Consider the following 19,184-nt stretch of genomic DNA (forward strand, 5'->3'; position numbering starts at 1 on the left):
GAGGAGAACGATCATGGGTCGTCTAGCACTGTTTTTACTTACTGCCTGCCTGAGCGTCACCGCCATGGCCGCCGACGTCATCAAGGGCGAGCGCAAGGAAACCTTTGGCGACGTGACGGTGCATTACAACACCTTCAATTCCACTTTCCTGACACCGGATATCGCCAAAGCGGCCGAGCTGACCCGCAGCAAGAATCAGGGCGTGATCAACGTTTCGGTACTCAAGGAAGGTAAACCACAGACGGCTCAGGTCAGCGGCACGGTCAAAGACCTGACCAGCCAAAGCATTCCGTTGAAGTTCAAACAGATCACTGAAACAGGCGCGGTGTACTACATCGCCCAGTTCCCGGTGGATCAGCAGGAAATCCGCACCTTCAAGATCGATGTTAAAACCGGCGACAAAACCAACACCATCAATTTCCAGCAAGAGCTTTTCCCCGGCCAATGATGAATTTCACGCAACTCGTACTGGCCAGCCATAACGCCGGCAAACTCAAGGAACTCCAGGCCATGCTCGGCGAATCGGTGCACTTGCGCTCGATCGGCGAGTTCAGCAGCGTCGAGCCTGAAGAAACCGGCCTGTCGTTCGTCGAGAACGCCATTCTCAAGGCCCGCAATGCCTCGCGCATTTCCGGTCTGCCGGCCTTGGCCGACGATTCGGGGCTGGCGGTGGATTTCCTCGGCGGTGCGCCAGGTATCTATTCGGCCCGTTACGCCGACGGCAAAGGCGATGCGGCGAACAACGCCAAACTGCTCGACGTGTTGAAAGAGGTGCCCGAAGCCGAGCGCGGTGCGCAGTTTGTCTGTGTGCTGGCGCTGGTGCGTCATGCCGACGATCCGTTGCCCATTCTCTGCGAAGGCCTGTGGCATGGGCGCATCCTGACCCAGTCCAGCGGCGAACACGGTTTTGGCTACGACCCGCTGTTCTGGGTGCCGGAGCGTGAATGCTCCAGCGCCGAACTGAGCCCGAGCGACAAGAACCAGATCAGTCACCGCGCCCGTGCAATGGATCTGCTGCGCCAGCGTCTGGGCCTGAAATGACCCATGACTCGTCCGCGTCGCCGCTGATTTTCGGCGGCGCCGCACAATCGCCTCGAGCGGCCCTGCCCGTGCTGCCGCCCCTGGCGTTGTACATCCACATCCCGTGGTGTGTACGCAAATGCCCTTATTGCGACTTCAACTCCCACACCGCCAGCCCCGTGCTGCCGGAAGAAGAATATGTCGACGCCCTGCTGGCCGACCTCGATCAGGACCTGCATGCGGTTTATGGCCGTGAGCTGAGCTCGATCTTCTTCGGTGGCGGCACGCCGAGCCTGTTCAGTGCCGAGGCTCTGGGCCGTTTGCTCAAAGGTGTCGAGCAACGTATTCCGTTTGCCAGCGACATTGAAATCACCCTGGAAGCCAACCCTGGAACGTTCGAGCAGGAGAAATTCCGCGCCTACCGGGCGCTGGGCATCAATCGCCTGTCGATCGGCATCCAGAGCTTTCAGGAAGAGAAACTCAAGGCGCTGGGGCGGATTCACAACGGTGATGAAGCAGTTCGTGCCGCCGACATGGCCCGTCAGGCCGGCTTCGACAACTTCAATCTGGACTTGATGCATGGTTTGCCCGATCAGTCCCTGGACGATGCCCTGAACGATCTGCGCCAGGCCATTGCCCTGAAGCCGACCCATTTATCCTGGTATCAGCTGACGCTGGAACCGAACACGGTGTTCTGGAACCAGCCGCCGACGCTGCCGGAAGACGACACCCTGTGGGATATTCAGGAGGCCGGTCAGGCACTGTTGGCCGAACACGGTTACGCGCAATACGAAGTTTCGGCCTATGCCCAGCCCGGTCGTGCGGCGCGGCATAACCTCAATTACTGGAGTTTCGGCGACTTCATCGGCATCGGCGCCGGCGCCCACGGCAAGCTCAGCCATCCGGACGGGCGCATCGTGCGCACCTGGAAGACCCGCCTGCCGAAGGACTACCTCAACCCGGCCAAAAGCTTCCAGGCCGGCGAGAAAGCCCTGACCAACGAAGAACTGCCGTTCGAGTTCCTGATGAACGCCTTGCGCCTGACCGAGGGCGTCGAAGCGCGGTTGTATCCGGAGCGCACCGGGCTGCCCCTGGAAAGCCTCGCCGAAGGCCGTCGCGAGGCCGAACAAAGTGGCTTGTTGCAGGTCGAACCGTCACGTCTGGCGGCCACGCTGCGCGGACAACTCTTTCTCAATGACTTGCTGCAGAATTTTCTGACATAAGGAAATCGAATGGATCTGGTACTCGACCTGCTCGCCACCGTGTCCCGCTGGAGCCGTAGCAACCTGTCGGAAATCTCTCTGGCGCTGGTGGGCTGTTTGCTGGTGCTGTTTGGCGCCGACATCAAAGGCTGGGTCGACCAACGCCTGGGCAGCATCGCCGGCGCCCTGCGCGTCCCGCTGATGGCCCTGCTGTGCATGGTCGGCAGCGGCGTGGCGCTGATCTATGCAACGCCATGGATCATCAAAGGCCTCGGCCAGTTCAACAACTACAGCCTGGCACCGGTGCTGTTGGTGGTGCTGGTGTTGATTGGCGTTGTAGCCGACCGCCGCTGATCTCCAAGCACAACACAAAACAAAACAAATGTGGGAGCGGGCTTGCTCGCGAAAGCGGTAGATCATTCAACAGTGATGTTGACTGATACGACGCCTTCGCGAGCAAGCCCGCTCCCACATTTGGTATTGCGTAGGGCTCAGGACTGTTTTTCGAACTTCAGATCCCACACGCCGTGCCCAAGGCGTTCGCCACGGCGTTCGAACTTGGTGATCGGGCGTTCGGTCGGGCGCGGGACGCATTTGCCGTCTTCGGCAAGGTTGCGATAGCCCGGGGCGACGTTCATCACTTCCAGCATGTACTCGGCGTACGGTTCCCAGTCGGTGGCCATGTGCAACACACCGCCGACCTTCAACTTGCTGCGCACCAGTTCAGCGAACGAGGCCTGAACGATACGACGCTTGTGGTGGCGGCTCTTGTGCCACGGGTCCGGAAAAAACAGCATCAGGCGATCGAGGCTGTTGTCACCGATGCAACGGTTGAGCACTTCGATCGCATCGCAATCGTAGACGCGCAGGTTGGTCAGGCCCTGAGTCAGCACGCCATTGAGCAGCGCGCCGACACCCGGACGGTGAACCTCAACGCCAATGAAATCCTGCTCCGGCGAGGCCGCAGCCATTTCCAGCAGCGAATGGCCCATGCCGAAGCCGATTTCCAGCGAGCGCGGTGCCGAGCGACCGAACACCTGATCGAAGTCCACCGGCGCATCGGCCAAAGGCAGTACGAACAGCGGCGTACCTTGGTCCAGACCGCGTTGCTGGCCTTCAGTCATGCGCCCGGCGCGCATCACGAAACTCTTGATGCGGCGGTGTTGGCGCTCTTCGCCTTCTTCCGTCTGGATAGGCGTGTCGTTTGATTCAGTCATCAATGGCTCTTACTTGATCAGACCATCCAGCGGCGAGGAGGCGCTGGCATAGAGTTTTTTCGGCATGCGGCCGGCGAGGTAGGCCAAGCGACCTGCAACGATGGCGTGTTTCATGGCTTCAGCCATCATGATCGGCTGCTGGGCATGGGCGATGGCCGAGTTCATCAGCACCGCTTCGCAACCCAGTTCCATGGCGATGGTGGCGTCGGAGGCAGTACCGACACCGGCATCCACCAGCACCGGAATTTTCGCTTCTTCGAGGATGATCTGCAGGTTGTACGGGTTGCAGATCCCCAGGCCTGTGCCGATCAGACCGGCCAGCGGCATGACCGCGATGCAGCCGATCTCCGCCAGTTGACGGGCAATGATCGGGTCATCGCTGGTGTACACCATCACGTCGAAACCTTCCTTGACCAGCACTTCGGCGGCCTTGAGGGTTTCGATCACGTTGGGGAACAGGGTTTTCTGATCCGCCAGCACTTCCAGCTTCACCAGGTTGTGGCCGCCGAGCAGCTCACGGGCCAGGCGGCAGGTACGCACAGCCTCGGTAGCGTCGAAGCAGCCGGCGGTGTTAGGCAGGAATGTGTAGCGATCTGGCGACAGGACTTCGAGCAGGTTCGGTTCGCCCGGGTTCTGGCCGAGGTTGGTGCGGCGCACGGCGAAGGTGACGATCTCGGCACCCGAGGCTTCGATGGCCAGGCGGGTTTCTTCCATGTCGCGGTACTTGCCGGTGCCTACCAGCAAACGCGACTGGTAAGTACGACCGGCCAGGACGAAAGGCTTGTCGCTACGAACGATGCTCATGGGAAATCCTCTGTAGGGGTGAGGTTCTTGCAGAATTCTGTGCCCATTAGGGCCGGACGACTAGCCGCCGCCGATGGCATGGACCACTTCGATGGAATCGCCGTCGTTCAGCGTGGTTTCAGCGTGATGGCTGCGCGGGACGATATCCAGATTGAGCTCGACCGCCACCCGGCGCCCGGTCAGCTCCAGACGGGTCAGCAGGGCCGCAACGGTTTCACCGTCGGGCAGTTCAAGGGATTCGCCGTTCAATTGAATGCGCATACCGAATGCCGCCATCATTTTTAGGGGCTGGCATTCTAGCCCGATCAGTCAGGCCGACCCAAGCCATTCGTCACGAAATGGACCGCGTGGTCAGCTCAACCGCCAAGCGGCAAGCCCCAGGCAAACCCAGCCGACCAGGAACGCCAGGCCACCGAAGGGCGTAACGATCCCGAGCTTGCTTATGCCCGTTATCGTCAGCAGGTACAGGCTGCCGGAAAACAACAGAATGCCAATAGCAAATGATGCGCCGGCCCAAGTAATCAGTCGACCGGGAATCTGCGTAGCGAGCAGCGCTACACCCAGCAGCGCCAAGGTATGCACCAGTTGATAGGTGACACCCGTATGGAAAATCGCCAGGTACTCGGCGCTCAGGCGGCTTTTCAGGCCATGGGCAGCGAATGCGCCCAAGGCAACTCCGGTGAAGCCGAAAAAAGCAGCCAGCATCAGGAAGCCACGCAACATGAAGAACTCCAGTCAGACTCGATCAACAGGGTCTGTATAATGGCCGGCTCAACGGGTTCGGCCAAGCCATCTCTATGCTGCAGTTAATTTTCCGCCGTTTCACGAAGGCCCTGCTCTGGTTCGCAGGCGGCAGCGTATTGCTGGTGTTGCTGTTTCGGGTGGTGCCACCACCGGGAACGGCGCTGATGGTCGAGCGCAAGGTCGAATCCTGGTTCGATGGCGAGCCCATCGACCTGCAACGCACCTGGAAACCCTGGGACGAAATCTCCGACGACCTGAAAGTCGCAGTGATTGCCGGTGAGGATCAGAAGTTTCCCGAGCATTGGGGCTTTGATATCGGCGCGATTCAGGCGGCATTTGCGCATAACGAACGCGGCGGCTCGATTCGCGGCGCCAGCACCCTGAGCCAGCAAGTGTCGAAGAATCTGTTTCTGTGGTCTGGCCGCAGTTGGCTGCGCAAAGGCCTGGAGGTCTGGTTTACCGGGCTGATCGAGGTGTTCTGGCCCAAGCAGCGGATTCTTGAGGTGTACCTCAACAGCGTCGAGTGGGATGAAGGCGTGTTTGGCGCCGAAGCGGCCGCCCGGCATCACTTTGGTGTGGGCGCTCGCTCGATATCCCGACAGCAGGCGAGTTTGCTGGCGGCGGTACTGCCGAACCCGCGGGTGTGGAGCGCCAGCCATCCAACCTCTTACGTTGCAAGACGGGCCGGGTGGATTCGCCAACAGATGAGTCAGTTGGGTGGGGACAGTTATCTGCTTGGGCTCAACGTTTCGCGCCGGGCGCCTTGGTCTCAATAACGCTAAAGCCCCCTGTGGGAGCGGGCTTGCTCGCGAATGCGGTGTGTCATTCAGCTTTGATGTTGACTGATACACCGCATTCGCGAGCAAGCCCGCTCCCACATTGGTTCTGTGGTTAACAGGAATATTGGGCACCAACAAAAACGCCCCGATCAATGATCGGGGCGTTTTTTATTGCCGGTGCGCAGGTTACGCGGCGATCGACAGTTTGAGCTTGTTCATCGCGCTCTTCTCGAGCTGACGAATACGCTCGGCCGACACGTTGTACTTCTGCGCCAAGTCGTGCAGCGTGGCTTTTTCTTCTGCCAACCAGCGCTGGTAGAGGATGTCGCGGCTGCGGTCGTCCAGCACTTCAAGCGCTTCGTGCAGGTTGTGGTTGGAGTTGTCGCTCCAATCGGCGTCTTCCAGTTGACGGGCCGGGTCGTACCGGTGGTCTTCCAGATAGTTGGCCGGCGACTGGAATGCACTGTCGTCGTCCGCTTCCGCAGCCGGGTCGAAAGCCATGTCATGGCCAGTCAGGCGACTTTCCATCTCGCGCACTTCCCGCGGCTCTACGCCGAGGCTTTCCGCCACGCGATGGACTTCCTCGTTGTTCAGCCAGGCCAGACGCTTCTTCTGGCTGCGCAGGTTGAAGAACAACTTGCGCTGAGCCTTGGTGGTCGCAACTTTCACGATCCGCCAGTTGCGCAGGATGAACTCGTGGATTTCTGCCTTGATCCAGTGCACCGCAAAGGACACCAGGCGTACACCCATTTCCGGGTTGAAACGCTTGACCGCTTTCATCAGGCCAACGTTGCCTTCCTGGATCAGGTCAGCCTGGGCCAGGCCGTAGCCGGAATAGCTACGGGCAATGTGTACGACAAAACGCAGGTGGGCGAGCACCATCTGCCGAGCCGCCCCCAAATCCTGCTCATAATAGAGACTCTCGGCCAGTTCACGCTCCTGCTCCGGTGTCAGCAATGGAATGCTGTTCACCGTGTGCACATAGGCCTCCAGGTTCGCACCCGGGACCAGAGCATATGCAGGCTGCAAAGAATTGGTCATACGAAAAAACCTCCGACTTACATAACTCGTGCAGTTCAGCACTGCGAAAATTGACCGGAAACCAAAAGACAAGTTCCCATAAACGCTGAAAGGTCAATACGAGCAAAATGATATTACTTTGGCGCAAGCTCCCGCAGGTGGCGTGCGACTGCAATCCATGCACCGATATACCCCAACAGCACCGCGCCAAGCAAGAGCGATAGACCGTCGGCAACTGGCACTCCGGCCAGCGCAAAATCACTGCCGTACAAACCGGCCAGTCCAACTACCGCGTCGTTCAGCCAATTCAGGCCGAACGCCAATACACCCCAGGCAAAAATCCCCGCACCGAAGCCATAAAGTGCACCCATATACAGAAAGGGCCTGCGCACATAGCTGTCAGTGCCGCCGACGAGTTTAATCACTTCTATCTCTGTGCGGCGGTTTTCAATATGAAGACGAATGGTATTGCCTATCACCAAAAGTAATGCAGAAACCAAAAGCACCGTCAGACCGAAGACAAAACGGTCGCCCAGCTTGAGGATGGCTGCCAGACGCTCGACCCAGACTAGATCAAGTTGCGCCTGTTGTACCTTCGGCAATTCGGAAAGTTTTTGTCTCAATGCTTCAAGCGTGGGCTTGTCGACCTCGTTCGGGGTCACCAGGACCACGCCCGGCAGCGGGTTTTCCGGGAGTTCCTTGAGCGCTTCGCCCAGTCCGGACTGCTGCTGAAACTCTTCCAGCGCCTGATCGCGACCCACGTATTCGGCCTCGGCCACACCCGGCATACCCTTGATCTGCTCACGCAACGACTCGCCCTGCTCAGGGCTGGCATCGAGTTGCAGGTACAGGGAAATCTGCGCCGCACGCTGCCAGGAACCGCCAAGACGCTCGACGTTACTTAGCAAAAGTGACAGGCCCATCGGCAAGCTGAGGGCAACTGCCATCACCATGCAGGTGAAAAAGCTGCCTATCGGGTGTTTACCCAAGCGGCGCAAGCTGTCCAGCAGACTGGCACGATGGCTTTCGACCCAGGCACGGAACAGCGTAGAGAAATCCGGGCCATCGTCATCGTCGCGCTTTTTCTTCTGCGGCTGCGGATCGGCGGGTTTCGGGGCTACGCGCTCGGAAACCTTGGGGCTACGTGTTGCACTCATACGCCAGCCTCCCCATCGCCGATCAATCGGCCACGCTGCAGGGTGAGCATGCGGTGACGCATGCGGGCAATCAGTGCCAGGTCGTGACTGGCGATCAGCACGCTGGTACCCAAACGGTTGATGTCTTCGAACACGCCCATGATTTCTGCCGCCAGACGCGGGTCGAGGTTACCGGTCGGTTCATCCGCCAGCAGCAAGGCCGGACGGTGAACGATGGCGCGAGCGATGCCGACGCGCTGTTGCTGGCCAGTGGACAGGTCGCCGGGGTAGAGATCGGTTTTGTCCGAGAGCGCCACGCGCTCCAGGGCCGAGTCCACGCGCTTGGCGACTTCGGCCTTGGACAGGCCAAGGATCTGCAGCGGCAATGCGACGTTGTTGAACACCGTGCGATCGAACAGCAGTTGGTGATTCTGGAACACCACGCCGATTTGACGGCGCAGGAATGGAATCTGCGCATTGCTGATGGTGCTCAGGTCTTGCCCTGCCAGCAGCAATTTGCCGGTGGTCGGACGCTCCATGGCCAGCAGCAGCCGCAACAAGGTGCTTTTACCGGCGCCGGAATGGCCGGTAACAAACAAGAATTCGCCCCGACGGACTCGAAAGCTCAGCTCATGCAAGCCGACGTGACCATTCGGGTAGCGTTTACCGACCTGTTCGAAACGAATCATGAACGCTCCCGCTCGGCAAACAATGCCTGGACAAAGGGTTCTGCTTCAAAAGTACGCAAATCGTCGATGCCTTCGCCGACGCCGATATAGCGAATCGGCAAGCCAAACTGCTTGGCCAGGGCGAAAATCACCCCGCCCTTGGCGGTGCCGTCGAGTTTGGTCAGCGCCAGGCCAGTCAGTTCGACGGTCTGGTTGAATTGCTTGGCCTGGTTGATGGCGTTCTGGCCGGTACCGGCGTCGAGCACCAACAGCACTTCGTGCGGCGCATCGGCGTCGAGCTTGCCGATCACCCGGCGAACTTTTTTCAGTTCTTCCATCAGGTTGTCTTTGGTGTGCAACCGACCGGCGGTGTCGGCGATCAGCACGTCAATGCCACGGGCCTTGGCGGCCTGTACAGCATCGAAGATGACCGAAGCCGAATCGGCGCCGGTGTGCTGGGCGATCACCGGAATCTTGTTGCGCTCACCCCAGACCTGCAGCTGCTCCACCGCAGCGGCGCGGAAAGTATCACCGGCGGCGAGCATGACTTTCTTGCCTTCCAGTTGCAGCTTCTTCGCCAGTTTGCCGATGGTGGTGGTCTTGCCGGCGCCGTTGACGCCCACCACCAGAATCACGAACGGCTTGTTCTGCGAGGTGATTTTCAGCGGCTGCTCGACGGGCTTGAGCATCGCTGCCAGTTCGGCTTGCAGGGATTTGTACAACGCATCGGCATCGGCCAGCTCTTTGCGGGCGACTTTCTGGGTCAGGCGCTGAATGATCACCGACGTCGCTTCGACGCCGACATCGGCGGTCAGCAGACGGGTTTCGATGTCTTCGAGCAACTCGTCATCGATGATTTTCTTGCCGAGGAACAGGCTGGCCATGCCCTCGCCAATGCTGGCGCTGGTCTTGGACAAGCCTTGCTTGAGGCGAGCGAAGAAACCGGCCTTGGACTCTTCGGTACGCACAGGCTCGACCGGAGTTTCCACTGGAGCAACGGGCGTGGCGACAACAGGAACGATGACCGGTGCAGGTGCAGGTGCAGGTGCAGGTGCAGGTGCAGGTGCAGGTGCTTGAACAATCGGAGCAACCGGAGCAGGAGCAACAAATACCGACACTTCTGGCTCTGGAGCAACCGGCGCAGGCTCGGCCACGAACACAGGTTCAATGACCGGCTCAACCATTGGCGCCTGAACCGGTTCTGGAGCAAACGCAGTCGGGGCCGGAATCGGTTCTGGAGCAAACGCAGTCGGGGCCGGAATCGGCGGAGTGAAGTGAGCTGCTTGCTCATCTTCGACCAGCGCCACCGGCTCTTCCGCCACCGGCAATGTCAGCCACGGCTCAGCGGCTGGCGTCAGCGGCAATGGGGCCACGACTTCGGTTTCAGGCTCAGGCTCAGGCTCAGGCTCGGCCGCAGATTGCAGCACCGGCTCGGCGATCGGCGCAGGCACTTCATCCATGACCGGCGCCGGTGTTGGCTCAGGAAGTGGTTGTGGCTGTTCGACAACGGGTTCCTGCGGCTTTTTGCGCAGCCATCCGAACAGGCTTTTCTTCTCACCAGCCGCAGCTGGGGTCTTCTTGTCGTCGTTGGAACCAAACATGGAGGACGGCTATCTCACGGTAGCGACGCGCCAAAGAGCGCCTCGGCAATAAATAATTCGATGCAGAACAGACTGCGATTCATCCAGCTTGTTCACGCGCAACATTTTGTCGAGGTGCCAACGGCACCTCAAAGGTTGATTAATACTAAGGACTGGAACGGCATCGTCGGCGAAAACGCAGAGTTTAGCTGACAAACTCAAAGCCCAAGCCGCAAACCCAAACAACCTACTGACCGATCAAAGGCCTGATAGGCGTGGCCGCCAGTAAAACGGATCAGTATCCTAGCACCTCCTCGCCCGCCTAGGCTAAGACCAAGCGGGCAGCCCCAAAGGTTTAAAAACGAATGAATGCTCTAGCCCGCCGCGCTGCAGGCCTGCTGTTCAGCACAGTTTGTCTGCCACTTTCAGCCCTGGCTGCCGATCCACAACCCACCCACGAATTCACCCTCGACAACGGCTTGAAGGTCGTCGTGCGCGAAGACCATCGTGCGCCGGTCGTCGTTTCCCAGGTCTGGTACAAGGTTGGCTCAAGCTATGAGACCCCGGGCCAGACCGGGCTGTCCCATGCGCTGGAACACATGATGTTCAAGGGCAGCGAGAAAGTCGGCCCCAGCGAAGCGTCGCTGATCCTGCGCGACCTCGGCGCCGAAGAGAACGCCTTCACCAGCGACGACTTCACCGCGTATTACCAAGTGCTGGCCCGTGACCGTCTGGGCGTGGCCTTCGAGCTGGAAGCCGACCGCATGGCCAATCTGCGCCTGCCAGCCGACGAGTTCACCCGCGAGATCGAGGTGATCAAGGAAGAACGTCGCCTGCGCACCGACGACAAGCCGATGTCCAAGGCCTACGAGCGCTTCATGGCCATGGCCTACCCCGCCAGCGGTTATCACACGCCGACTATCGGCTGGATGGCGGACCTCGACCGCATGAAGATCGAAGAACTGCGCCACTGGTATCAATCCTGGTATGTGCCGAACAACGCTACCCTGGTAGTGGTTGGTGACGTGACTCCGGACGAAGTCAAAACCCTGGCCCAGCGTTACTTCGGCCCGATCGCCAAGCGCGACGTGCCACCCGCGAAAATCCCGCTGGAGCTGGCCGAGCCCGGCGAACGGAAAATCACCCTGCATGTGCAGACCCAATTGCCGAGCCTGATGCTGGCCTTCAACGTACCGAGCATCGCCACCGCCGAAGACAAGCGTTCGGTGAACGCTCTGCGCCTGATCTCCGCACTGCTCGACGGCGGCTACAGCGGCCGGATCCCGACGCAACTGGAACGCGGTGAAGAGCTGGTGTCCGGCGGTTCGTCGAGCTACGACGCCTATACCCGTGGCGACAGCCTGTTCACTTTGTCGGCCACGCCGAACACTCAGAAGAAGAAAACCATGGCCCAGGCGGAAGCCGGCCTGTGGAAACTGCTTGAACAGCTGAAAACCACGGCGCCGTCCACTGAAGAACTGGAGCGGGTGCGAGCGCAGGTCATTGCCGGCCTGGTCTACGAGCGTGACTCGATCACCAGCCAGGCCACCGCCATCGGCCAACTGGAAACCGTCGGCTTGTCCTGGAAACTGATGGACACCGAACTCGCCGACCTGGAAAGCGTGACCCCGCAAGACATCCAGAAGGCCGCCAAGCTGTATTTCACCCGCGCACGTCTCAGCGTCGCCCATGTACTGCCAGAGGAGACGACTCATGAGTGAGCGTAAAAAACCACGCCTGGCCCTGATCGGCCTGGTCGTCATTGCACTGCTCGGGTCTGCCGCCTTCTATTTCTCCAAGTCTGACGAAACCAGCGCCAGCGAAGCCCTCGACAAAGCCAAGTCCAGCCAGAAGTTGCAATCGTTGGCAGAACTCGACGGCAAGGCCCCAAGCCATCGCTCGCTGAACGTGCAGACCTGGAACACCGCCGAAGGCGCCAAGGTGCTGTTCGTCGAAGCCCGTGAGCTGCCGATGTTCGATATGCGCCTGACTTTCGCCGCCGGTAGCAGCCAGGATGGCGATGCACCCGGCCTGGCACTGTTGACCAACGCCATGCTCAACGAAGGTGTGGCCGGCAAAGACGTCGGCGCTATCGCCCAAGGCTTCGAAGGCCTGGGGGCCGACTTCGGTAACGGTGCCTATAAAGACATGGCGATTGCCTCGCTGCGCAGCCTCAGTGCCGCGGACAAACGCGAGCCTGCCTTGAAGCTGTTTGCTGAAGTCGTCGGCAAACCGACCTTCCCCGCCGACTCGTTTGCCCGCATCAAGAACCAGATGCTGGCCGGCTTCGAATACCAGAAACAGAACCCCGGCAAACTCGCCAGCCTGGAGCTGATGAACCGCTTGTATGGCGATCACCCGTACGCGCATTCCAGCGACGGCACGGCGAAAAGCATTCCACCGATCACCTTGGCGCAGTTGCGGGCCTTCCATCAGAAAGCCTACGCCGCCGGTAACGTGGTGATTGCGCTGGTGGGCGATTTGTCGCGCGCCGACGCCGAGGCGGTTGCCGCACAAGTGTCCGCCGATCTGCCAAAAGGGCCGGCCCTGGCGAAAATCGAGCAACCGACCGACCCCAAGTCCAGCATCGGCCATATCGAGTTTCCGTCCAAGCAAACCAACCTGATGATCGCGCAACTGGGCATCGACCGTGACGATCCGGATTACGCAGCGCTGTCCCTGGGCAATCAGATCCTTGGCGGCGGTGGTTTCGGCACCCGCTTGATGAGTGAAGTGCGCGAGAAGCGCGGCCTGGCCTATGGCGTGTATTCGGGTTTCAGCCCGATGCAGGTTCGCGGCCCGTTCATGATCAACCTGCAAACCCGCGCCGAGATGAGCGAAGGCACGCTGAAACTGGTGCAGGACGTGCTCGCCGACTACCTTAAAACCGGCCCTACCCAGAAAGAACTCGACGACGCCAAGCGTGAATTGGCCGGCAGCTTCCCGCTGTCCACCGCCAGTAACGCCGATATCGTCGGGCAGCTCGGCGCCATGGGTTTTTACAACTTGCCGCTGAGCTACCTGGAAGACTTCATGCAGCAGTCCCAGAGCCTGACCGTCGAGCAAGTCAAAACCGCATTGAACAAACACCTGAGCACGGACAAACTGGTCATCGTCAGCGCTGGCCCGACCGTGCCACAAAAGCCGTTACCGGCCCCATCTGACAAACCTGCCGAGCAACCGCTCGGGGTTCCGGAGCATTAATGGCCCGTCCATCGCGCCCTAAAAAACCTGTTCACAACGTGCATAATGGCGTGAATCAACTGCGCATCATCGGCGGTGAATGGGGCAGCCGAAAGCTGAGCTTCCCCGATGCGCCAGGCTTGCGCCCAACGCCGGACCGAGTCCGTGAAACCCTGTTCAACTGGCTCGCGCCTTATGTCGCCGGGGCCAAGGTACTCGACCCCTTTGCCGGTAGCGGCGCGTTGTTTCTCGAGGCTTTGTCCCGTGGCGCAGCAATGGGCCAGGCGCTGGATGCCAGCAACATCGCGGTAGCGAGCATCAAGGAACATCTGGGCACCCTGCGCTGCACCACCGGCCAGGTACAGACTGCCGACGCGTTGCGCTATCTGGAAACCCAACCGGCAACGGCATTCGACCTGGTGTTTCTCGACCCGCCGTTTAATCAGAATCTGTTGCCGGCCGTTTGCACTTTGCTCGAAGAGCGTCATTGGCTGAGTGACGATGCGTGGGTCTACACTGAAAGCGAAACGGCACCGTCGATATTGGGTTTGCCAGAAAATTGGCGCCTGCATCGGGAGCAAAAATCCGGACGGGTGTATTACGCGTTGTGGCAACGTATGGCAGGGATCGCCGGTTAGTCCGGCCTGTAAAAACGGTGCGAAGCTCAGTCAGTTAACGCTGCGGGTAAGCACCGCTGCATCGAGAGCAATCGTGTCCCATCTGCCAGAACATTTCACCCCCCGTTTCAACCCCGCCTACGGCCTGGGCAATCCGCACTTACAAACCTTGTGGGGACCGCTATGGCGCAAAACCACACACCTGGACCGCGAGCGCGAACGCTTATGGCTCGAAGACGGTGATTTCCTTGATCTGGACTGGCATGGCCCCCACAGCGCAAATGTGCCACTGGTGCTGGTGCTGCATGGCCTGACCGGCTCATCGAATTCACCTTACGTGGCCGGCGTACAGAAGGCACTGGGCGCCCAGGGTTGGGCCAGTGTCGCGCTGAACTGGCGAGGCTGTTCCGGCGAACCCAATCTGTTGCCGCGCAGTTACCATTCCGGGGCCAGTGAAGACCTGGCCGAAACCATCAAGCACCTGCGGACCCAACGCCCCCTCGCACCGCTGTATGCGGTCGGTTATTCCATGGGTGGCAACGTGTTGCTCAAACACCTGGGCGAAACCGGTAGCAACAGCGGTGTACTCGGCGCGGTGGCGGTGTCGGTGCCGTTTCGGCTCGATCAATGTGCCGATCGTATCAGCCAGGGTTTTTCAAAATTCTATCAAGCGCATTTCATGCGGGAGATGGTCGCCTACATCAAGAACAAGCAGCGCAGATTCCAGCATGAAGGGCATCAGGATGGCTTGGCTGCATTGGCGGCGCTGGGCTCGCTGGAGAATATGCGCACCTTCTGGGATTTCGATGGCCGGGTCACCGCGCCGCTGAATGGTTTCGCCGATGCCGCGGATTACTATCGCCGCGCTTCGAGTCGTTATTTCCTGGGAGAGATTCGCACACCGACCCTGATTATCCAGGCGGCCGACGACCCATTTGTCTTTCCTCATAGCCTGCCGCATGCCGACGAATTGTCTGCCTCCACTCAATTCGAGTTGCAGGCCAAGGGTGGGCATGTCGGCTTCGTCGAGGGCTCATTCCGGCAACCGGGTTATTACCTGGAACGGCGCATTCCCCAGTGGCTCGCCACCACAGGGCGCAAGTAGAGCATGGGTTCGGATCAGGGCGAGTCGATCCACTTCTGGCAAACGGCGCCGTTGGCTGGGGTCGAGTTGTTGTCCGCACGCTACATCGAACACCGCTTCGCCCCCCATGTGCATGACGGCTATGTGATCGGCATGATCATGGCCGGCGCCCAGCGTTATCGCTATCGAGGCGCCGAGCATCTGGCCGGCAGCGGCACACTGGTGCTGATCAACCCGGATGAACTGCACACCGGCCACAAAGGTACGGAAGACGGTTGGCTGTACCGGGCGTTTTATCCCGACAGCGGGCAGATTCTTTCATTGCTGGATGAGCTCGAACTGCCGACCGATACCCTGCCAGCGTTTGGCGCCACGTTGTATCGCGATCCGGATCTGGTGAAGGGGTTCTGCCAACTGCATTGCTTGCTGGAGAGTCCGTCCACGGCCCTGCAGCAGCAAACGGCCTGGCGGAAAATGATGCTGTCGCTGTTGCAACGTCACGCAGCCGTTCCGATCGCCAGAAAACCTGGCAAGGAACACCGGGCGGTGACCCTGGCCAAGGAGCTGCTGCAATCACGCTTGGCGGCGCCGCCCTCGCTGGAAGCACTGGCGGCGACGGTGAACCTGTCGCCCTTCCACTTCGCCCGAGTGTTCCGCAGAGCCACCGGCATGCCGCCACACACCTGGTTGATGCAGCAGCGTATCGCCCGGGCACGGGCGCTGTTACAGCGCGGCTGCCTGCCGCTGGAAGTCGCGACGCAGCTGGGTTTTGCCGACCAGAGTCATCTGAGTCGGCAATTCAAACAGGTTTACGGCGTAGGACCGGGGGCGTATCGCAGCGCTTTGCAGCTGCCTGGTTATGGATGACGAAGATCCAAATGTGGGAGCGGGCTTGCTCGCGAAGGCGGTGGGTCAATCGACATTGATATCGACTGACCCACCGCCTTCGCGAGCAAGCCCGCTCCCACATTGGTTTTGCGTTTACTCGCCCTTGGCGACGCCTCGCGCAGGATCGTTGATCCACTCGCTCCACGACCCGGCATACAACGCCCCCAACGGATAACCCGCCAGGCACAGAGCGAACAAGTTGTGGCAGGCGGTCACACCGGAACCGCAATACGCGACCAACTCTGTCGGTGAACGATCACCGAGCTTCGCGGCAAACCGCTGCTTGAGCTGTTCGGCCGGCAGGAACCGCCCGTCGCTGCCCAGGTTATCGGTGAACGCGGCACATTGTGCGCCGGGGATGTGCCCGGCAACCGGATCGATCGGTTCCACTTCGCCCTTGAAGCGCGGCAAGCCGCGGGCATCGAGCAAGGTCAGCGCGGGCTGGCCGAGACGCTGCTGGAGTTGTTCGGCGCTGAGCACCAACGAAGCATCCGGCGTCCCGGTAAAGGTGCCACGGGTAACCGACGGCGGATCAAGACTCAGGGGCAATCCAGCGGCGTGCCAGGCTTTCAGCCCGCCATCGAGAATGAACACGCCATCGCGCTTGCCCAGCCACGCCAGCAACCACCAGGCCCGCGCCGCGTAGGCGCCGGGACCGTCATCGTACAAAACCACTTCGCTGTCGGCGTTGATGCCCCAGGCTTGCAAGCGTTCGATCAAGTCGGCGGGTTCAGGCAATGGATGACGCCCGGTAACCCCCTTGACCACTGCACTGCTCAAATCACGCTCAAGATCGGCAAAGCTCGATCCGGCAATATGCCCTTCCGCGTAGCTGCGCTGCCCGTAATCAGGGTCTTCGAGGGCAAAACGACAATCCAGAATCACCAGCCCCGGCGTCTCCTTTTTCAGGTCCAACGCTTGCGGGCTGATCAGTTGCGCAATGGGCATAACGGGCTCCTGTGATTTTGTTTGTCTGGAATCCTACTGCACTCTTTATCCCACTTCTTCCAGCGCCTGGGCCAGCGGCACATAAAACTCTTCGAACAGTGCATTCACCGCATCGTGAGCTTGACCCGTGACGAACCCGGCCTCCAGCACCAGCACCTGATACACGCCCCGTTTTATCGCCTGTTCGCTCAGATGGTTGGAGTTTTCCCGCGTGGTGCACAGAAAACGCACCCACGACGTGAGGATGATCCAGGCATTGAGGGTCAGGGATTCGATCTGAACCTTGTCCATGCACAGAATGCCGGCCTCGACGAAGCCCGCGTAGATGTGTGTGCCCTGGATCAGGCAGCGCTGGGAAAAGCGCCGGTAACGGGCGGCCAGTTCGGGATCGCTGTCGAGCAAATGCTCGAGGTCGCGATGCAGGAAGCGGTAGCGCCACATGGCGGAGAGCAATTCCTTGAGGTAGAAGCGCTTGTCTTCAACTGTCGCGGCGCGGCCCTGGGGCGGGCGCAGGAAGCTGTCCACCAGGTTTTCGTACTCACTGAACAACACGGCGATGATCGCCTGCTTGTTGGGGAAGTGGTAGTACAGGTTGCCCGGGGAAATCTCCATATGGGCAGCAATGTGGTTGGTGCTGATACTGCGCTCGCCCTGTTGATTGAACAGCTCCAGGCTGTTCTGCACGATGCGCTCGCTGGTTTTGATCCGAGGGGCCATGGCTTGAGCTTTAATTCAGAGTGCGATGAGGGGCATCTTACGACCTATCCACGCATGGATAAAACAAAGCTGTACCAGAGCGTCATTTGACTTTCTAGAGCATAGACTCTAAAAAGTTCCCCATTACAATAAATCCGGAGCCGACCATGCCTGCTGACATCGCCTACCTGAAGAACCTGCAGCAGCCTCTGGACGAACTCCAAGCCCTGTTCGACGCTCAACGCGCGGCGTATGCAGCCAACCCGATGCCACCCGCGGCTCAGCGCCAGCAATGGCTAAAGGCGTTGAAGGACCTGCTGAGCAATGAGCGTCAGGCCCTGATCGACGCCATCAGCCAGGACTTCAGCCACCGCAGCGCCGATGAGACCCTGCTCGCCGAACTGATGCCCAGCCTGCACGGCATTCATTACGCCAGCCGGCACCTCAAAGGCTGGATGAAAACCTCGCGACGCAAAGTCGGACTCGCCTTTCAGCCAGCATCGGCCAAAGTGGTTTATCAGCCGTTGGGCGTGGTCGGAGTGATCGTGCCGTGGAACTACCCGCTTTACCTGGCAATCGGGCCATTGGTGGGGGCGTTGTCGGCAGGCAATCGGGTGATGCTCAAACTCAGCGAATCGACCCCTGCCACCGGTTTGCTGCTCAAGGAATTGCTGGGGCGAGTTTTTCCTCAGGACCTGGTCTGCGTGGTGCTGGGCGAGGCTGATATCGGTGTGGCGTTCTCGCGGCTGCGTTTTGATCATTTATTGTTCACCGGCGCCACCAGCATCGGCAAACACGTGATGCGCGCGGCGGCCGAGAATCTGACCCCGGTGACCCTCGAACTGGGTGGCAAGTCCCCGGCCATCGTTTCCCGCGATGTGCCGCTCAAGGACGCCGCCGAACGCATCGCTTTCGGCAAGACCCTCAATGCAGGGCAAACCTGTGTCGCTCCGGACTATGTGCTGGTGCCGGAAGACCGCGTCGGCTCTTTCGTCGAAGCCTATCGTCAGGCGGTTCGCGGGTTTTATCCGACGCTGGCCGACAACAAGGACTACACCGCCATTATCAACGACCGGCAGCTGGCACGGCTCAACGGCTACCTCAGCGACGCCACCAGCAAGGGCGCGCTGCTGATTCCGCTGTTCGATCAAGGCCAGGGGCGACGCATGAGTCATAGCCTGCTGCTCAACGTCAGCGACGACATGACGGTGATGCAGGACGAAATCTTCGGCCCGTTGCTGCCGATCGTGCCGTACAAGGATCTCGACGAAGCATTTGCCTACATCAACCAACGCCCTCGTCCGCTGGCGCTGTATTACTTCGGCTACGACAAGCGCGAGCAAAACCGCGTCCTCCACGAAACCCATTCCGGTGGCGTTTGCCTCAATGACACCTTGCTGCACGTTGCTCAGGACGACATGCCGTTTGGCGGCATCGGTGCCTCGGGCATGGGCCACTACCACGGCCACGAGGGTTTCCTGACCTTCAGCAAGGCCAAAGGCGTGCTGATCAAACAGCGTTTCAATGCGGCGAAGCTGATCTATCCGCCCTACGGCAAATCCATTCAGAAACTGATCCAGAAGCTGTTTATCCGCTAA

The 19,184-nt window shown here is 60.0% G+C and carries 22 protein-coding genes; 12 read left to right on the top strand and 10 right to left on the bottom strand.

Features of this window, described 5'->3' with window-relative positions; genetic code table 11:
- The first annotated feature begins 13 nt into the window (after positions 1–13).
- From KVG95_RS18665 to KVG95_RS18680, 4 genes are read left to right on the top strand one after another with little or no spacing between them, the layout of a single operon-like run.
- Complete coding sequence (locus tag KVG95_RS18665) at positions 14–448, top strand: DUF4426 domain-containing protein (protein ID WP_217857474.1); 435 nt, start codon at positions 14–16, stop codon at positions 446–448.
- Positions 445–1,041: an RdgB/HAM1 family non-canonical purine NTP pyrophosphatase gene (gene rdgB / locus KVG95_RS18670; protein WP_217857475.1), complete on the top strand. Its 597-nt coding sequence runs from the start codon at positions 445–447 to the stop codon at positions 1,039–1,041. The genes KVG95_RS18665 and rdgB overlap by 4 nt, the downstream gene beginning before the upstream one ends.
- Positions 1,038–2,243: a radical SAM family heme chaperone HemW gene (gene hemW / locus KVG95_RS18675; protein ID WP_225923211.1), complete on the top strand. Its 1,206-nt coding sequence runs from the start codon at positions 1,038–1,040 to the stop codon at positions 2,241–2,243. Before rdgB ends, hemW begins: the two co-directional genes overlap by 4 nt.
- Before the next feature lie 9 nt (positions 2,244–2,252).
- Positions 2,253–2,576, top strand: coding sequence for a DUF3392 domain-containing protein (locus KVG95_RS18680; protein ID WP_217857476.1), 324 nt, complete (start codon positions 2,253–2,255; stop codon positions 2,574–2,576).
- A gap of 137 nt (positions 2,577–2,713) precedes the next feature.
- Here KVG95_RS18680 and trmB read toward each other — a convergent pair whose 3' ends face one another.
- The 4 genes from trmB to KVG95_RS18700 all read right to left on the bottom strand — a co-directional run bounded on the left by trmB (position 2,714) and on the right by KVG95_RS18700 (position 4,966).
- Positions 2,714–3,439, bottom strand: coding sequence for a tRNA (guanosine(46)-N7)-methyltransferase TrmB (gene trmB / locus KVG95_RS18685; RefSeq protein WP_217857477.1), 726 nt, complete (start codon positions 3,437–3,439; stop codon positions 2,714–2,716).
- A gap of 9 nt (positions 3,440–3,448) precedes the next feature.
- Positions 3,449–4,243 carry a thiazole synthase gene (locus tag KVG95_RS18690; RefSeq protein ID WP_007897902.1) on the bottom strand — a complete coding sequence of 265 codons (795 nt, stop codon included), beginning with the start codon at positions 4,241–4,243 and terminating at the stop codon, positions 3,449–3,451.
- Between the two features lie 60 nt (positions 4,244–4,303).
- Complete coding sequence (gene thiS, locus KVG95_RS18695; protein WP_217857478.1) at positions 4,304–4,504, bottom strand: sulfur carrier protein ThiS; 201 nt, start codon at positions 4,502–4,504, stop codon at positions 4,304–4,306.
- Between the two features lie 90 nt (positions 4,505–4,594).
- Positions 4,595–4,966, bottom strand: a complete 372-nt coding sequence (locus KVG95_RS18700) for a DUF423 domain-containing protein (protein ID WP_038980963.1) — start codon at positions 4,964–4,966, stop codon at positions 4,595–4,597.
- A 74-nt stretch (positions 4,967–5,040) separates the two neighbouring features.
- Here KVG95_RS18700 and mtgA point away from each other — a divergent pair, with 74 nt between their 5' ends.
- Positions 5,041–5,763: a monofunctional biosynthetic peptidoglycan transglycosylase gene (gene mtgA, locus KVG95_RS18705; protein WP_217857479.1), complete on the top strand. Its 723-nt coding sequence runs from the start codon at positions 5,041–5,043 to the stop codon at positions 5,761–5,763.
- Between the two features lie 189 nt (positions 5,764–5,952).
- Here mtgA and rpoH read toward each other — a convergent pair whose 3' ends face one another.
- From rpoH to ftsY, 4 genes are all read right to left on the bottom strand, one after another.
- Positions 5,953–6,807 (bottom strand): RNA polymerase sigma factor RpoH, encoded by an 855-nt coding sequence (gene rpoH, locus KVG95_RS18710; protein ID WP_007897890.1) that lies wholly within the window; start codon positions 6,805–6,807, stop codon positions 5,953–5,955.
- A 113-nt stretch (positions 6,808–6,920) separates the two neighbouring features.
- Positions 6,921–7,943, bottom strand: coding sequence for a permease-like cell division protein FtsX (ftsX, locus tag KVG95_RS18715; RefSeq protein ID WP_217857480.1), 1,023 nt, complete (start codon positions 7,941–7,943; stop codon positions 6,921–6,923).
- Positions 7,940–8,611, bottom strand: coding sequence for a cell division ATP-binding protein FtsE (ftsE, locus tag KVG95_RS18720; protein WP_007897888.1), 672 nt, complete (start codon positions 8,609–8,611; stop codon positions 7,940–7,942). The genes ftsX and ftsE overlap by 4 nt, the downstream gene beginning before the upstream one ends.
- Positions 8,608–10,191 carry a signal recognition particle-docking protein FtsY gene (gene ftsY, locus KVG95_RS18725; protein WP_217857481.1) on the bottom strand — a complete coding sequence of 528 codons (1,584 nt, stop codon included), beginning with the start codon at positions 10,189–10,191 and terminating at the stop codon, positions 8,608–8,610. Before ftsY ends, ftsE begins: the two co-directional genes overlap by 4 nt.
- Here ftsY and KVG95_RS18730 point away from each other — a divergent pair.
- From KVG95_RS18730 to KVG95_RS18755, 6 genes are all read left to right on the top strand, one after another.
- Entirely contained in the window at positions 10,081–10,383 is a 303-nt protein-coding gene (locus tag KVG95_RS18730) for a hypothetical protein (protein ID WP_217857543.1), read from the top strand. The genes ftsY and KVG95_RS18730 overlap by 111 nt on opposite strands.
- A gap of 152 nt (positions 10,384–10,535) precedes the next feature.
- Positions 10,536–11,891, top strand: coding sequence for a M16 family metallopeptidase (locus KVG95_RS18735; RefSeq protein ID WP_217857482.1), 1,356 nt, complete (start codon positions 10,536–10,538; stop codon positions 11,889–11,891).
- Complete coding sequence (locus KVG95_RS18740; protein ID WP_217857483.1) at positions 11,884–13,374, top strand: M16 family metallopeptidase; 1,491 nt, start codon at positions 11,884–11,886, stop codon at positions 13,372–13,374. Before KVG95_RS18735 ends, KVG95_RS18740 begins: the two co-directional genes overlap by 8 nt.
- Positions 13,374–13,991 (top strand): 16S rRNA (guanine(966)-N(2))-methyltransferase RsmD, encoded by a 618-nt coding sequence (gene rsmD / locus KVG95_RS18745; RefSeq protein WP_063342248.1) that lies wholly within the window; start codon positions 13,374–13,376, stop codon positions 13,989–13,991. Before KVG95_RS18740 ends, rsmD begins: the two co-directional genes overlap by 1 nt.
- A 73-nt stretch (positions 13,992–14,064) precedes the next feature.
- A complete protein-coding gene (locus KVG95_RS18750) occupies positions 14,065–15,075 on the top strand; it encodes a hydrolase (protein ID WP_217857484.1) in 1,011 nt (336 codons plus the stop codon).
- A 3-nt stretch (positions 15,076–15,078) separates the two neighbouring features.
- Complete coding sequence (locus KVG95_RS18755) at positions 15,079–15,921, top strand: AraC family transcriptional regulator (protein WP_217857485.1); 843 nt, start codon at positions 15,079–15,081, stop codon at positions 15,919–15,921.
- A gap of 114 nt (positions 15,922–16,035) precedes the next feature.
- Here KVG95_RS18755 and KVG95_RS18760 read toward each other — a convergent pair whose 3' ends face one another.
- A complete protein-coding gene (locus KVG95_RS18760; protein WP_217857486.1) occupies positions 16,036–16,890 on the bottom strand; it encodes a sulfurtransferase in 855 nt (284 codons plus the stop codon).
- 45 nt (positions 16,891–16,935) lie between these two features.
- The gene (locus tag KVG95_RS18765) at positions 16,936–17,607 is read right to left on the bottom strand and encodes a TetR/AcrR family transcriptional regulator (protein WP_217857487.1); all 672 of its coding nucleotides are present in this window, start codon (positions 17,605–17,607) and stop codon (positions 16,936–16,938) included.
- 146 nt (positions 17,608–17,753) lie between these two features.
- Between KVG95_RS18765 and KVG95_RS18770 the strand changes: the two genes are divergently transcribed.
- A complete protein-coding gene (locus KVG95_RS18770) occupies positions 17,754–19,184 on the top strand; it encodes a coniferyl aldehyde dehydrogenase (protein ID WP_201061719.1) in 1,431 nt (476 codons plus the stop codon).

Origin of the sequence: Pseudomonas farris, from assembly GCF_019145235.1 — a bacterium.
Taxonomy (GTDB): domain Bacteria; phylum Pseudomonadota; class Gammaproteobacteria; order Pseudomonadales; family Pseudomonadaceae; genus Aquipseudomonas; species Aquipseudomonas farris.